At 40.0% G+C, this 752-nt stretch carries 1 protein-coding gene; it reads left to right on the top strand.

Annotation, left to right across the window (positions count from 1 at the left end; genetic code table 11):
- On the top strand, positions 1–752 hold a 752-nt coding region (locus UB23_RS28755), incomplete at both ends, for a B12-binding domain-containing radical SAM protein (RefSeq protein WP_152644304.1).

Here is a 752-nt window from a genome sequence, read left to right on the forward strand (position 1 = left end):
ACCCTATACCCAAAAAAATACTTATAGACAACTACATACAAGAAATACCAAATGCAGTTTGGATTTCCGAAATCGGGGAAACGCACGAAACCTATAAACAGAAGATACAACTACCCGCAACCGAATGGGAAAATCCATTGTTGGAATATTGTTCAGAGCGTTTACAAAACCTCTATTTCACGGACAGAAGAGATGGAAAAAAAAGAAAAGCAATAGCACTCACTAGTAGCCGTGGTTGCCCTTTAGCGTGCTCATTCTGCGCCATCGTTGCGGCAGATAAAGATGGTCCTAAGTGGCGTGCCGTCGACGCAACCACCCTGATTGACTGGATTGTAGAGGCTCACAAAAAATACTCTTTTGAACATATTTACATGATGGATGCTAATTTTTTTGTACGAAAAGAAAGAGTATTGGATTTCTCTGAAAAACTATACAAGCTATTCGGCGGCGAGGTTACATGGAGCAGTTCCTCTACAGTAGGGTACCTACTTAAGCTGCGCACAGAATTACCAAAATTAGTAACACAAGGATTAAGACTTGTCGAAATGGGTATCGAGTCTGGCTCGCAAACTCAACTCGATTATATGAACAAAAGAGTTACAGTAAAAAATAATACAGACGCAATCATAGCCCTACAGATCAATGGCATCGACATCGGCCTCGATTTTATCATGTTTTATCATGATCAACAAAAAAGAGAAATCATAGAAAATCTGAGCTTTTTGCTTCACGCCGGTTTGACTGAACATGAA

The organism is Pseudomonas sp. ES3-33 (assembly GCF_000952175.1).
GTDB lineage: Bacteria > Pseudomonadota > Gammaproteobacteria > Pseudomonadales > Pseudomonadaceae > Aquipseudomonas > Aquipseudomonas gregormendelii.